General features: G+C 61.0%; 2 protein-coding genes and 1 pseudogene. 1 reads left to right on the top strand and 2 read right to left on the bottom strand.

Features of this window, described 5'->3' with window-relative positions:
- Positions 1-145: pseudogene (locus VB777_RS12110) on the bottom strand (IS630 family transposase); the annotation flags it as partial.
- A 21-nt stretch (positions 146-166) separates the two neighbouring features.
- Positions 167-382: a hypothetical protein gene (locus VB777_RS12105; RefSeq protein WP_323249233.1), complete on the bottom strand. Its 216-nt coding sequence runs from the start codon at positions 380-382 to the stop codon at positions 167-169.
- A 159-nt stretch (positions 383-541) separates the two neighbouring features.
- On the opposite strand from VB777_RS12105, the gene VB777_RS12100 reads away from it, so the two are divergent.
- Positions 542-964: a helix-turn-helix domain-containing protein gene (locus tag VB777_RS12100; RefSeq protein ID WP_323249231.1), complete on the top strand. Its 423-nt coding sequence runs from the start codon at positions 542-544 to the stop codon at positions 962-964.
- Positions 965-1130 lie beyond the last annotated feature (166 nt).

Below are 1130 nucleotides of genomic sequence, written 5' to 3'. Positions count from 1 at the left end.
CTGCTGCGCCGGATCGCCCGCTGGGTGATGATCCCGAACCAGCGCTCGACTGTGCCAGCCAGGCACGGACCTTGGCGTGCCTATGCGTGCAGTAGTTGTCCACGATCAGGTGGACATCAAGGTCCTCCGGAGCGGACATCTCGATTTACTGCCGGATTGCCTGCGGCTACATCCGCGGATCGAACCCCTTCTCCCCGCGGGGATCTTTGGCCTGAGCGGGGATCAGGACCTGTGAGAGATCCAGCTCATCCACCAGGCCCAGCAGGAAATACACCTGGTGGTCATCTGAGAGCCACTCCCGGGGTGACGGCAGCAGCAGGGTGGTCTGCTCCGGCTGCCAGGGGCGAAAGGTCTTGCGCCTCTGCATACCCTGTTTTCTCACCCAGATCGATTGAAGCCACTGGGATCTGGGCAGATTTAGGAGCGTCTGTGGAGAGTGCGCTGGCGATCTATGCGCAACAGGCTCCTAGTGTCCCGTCCTGGAAATAACAGCTAAAATCAGGGGTGTCACCCGAGGTGCCCTGTGGCGCTTGGTCGTCCGATGCCTCCGCTGGTCCTCAGCGAGGACCAAGCTCAGCAGTTGCGGGCCCTTGCGAATTCCCGGTCGCTGCCGCATTCGATCGTGCAGCGAGCCCAGATCGTCCTGGCCTGCGGAGCAGGCGAAACCAATACGGCGATCGCCAGACGAATGGGACTGACGGGGATGACCGTTGGCAAATGGCGCAAGCGGTACCGGGACCTTGGACTGGAAGGGCTCCATGACGAGCTGCGGCCCGGCCGGCCCCGCACCTATGAAGACGACAAGGTGGCTGAGGTGATCAACCGGGCCCTGCAGACCAAGCCCACCGACGGCAGTACCCAGTGGTCAGCGCGCTCACTCGCGGCTGCCACAGGTATCTCCAAAACCACCGTTCACCCTGGCTCCAGACCTTCTCAGTGCAGCCGCACCGGCAGAAGCATTTAAGAGTTTGCTGAAAAACCAACCCACGAGCCCGTTTTCCATAGGCATCAGTGGATTTCTGGCTCAAAAAGTCGGATCGGTGGCTATCAGATCCGCAAACAGACCGATTTCGGCATCGTTGGCCTGACTGCAAGGCATTGGTTGAGGCCTATTGGGCACACCTCTGGAC

This window comes from Synechococcus sp. CCY9202, from assembly GCF_034931685.1.
Classification (GTDB): Bacteria; Cyanobacteriota; Cyanobacteriia; order PCC-6307; family Cyanobiaceae; genus CBW1002.
This window is presented reverse-complemented; position numbering and strand designations above follow the sequence as displayed.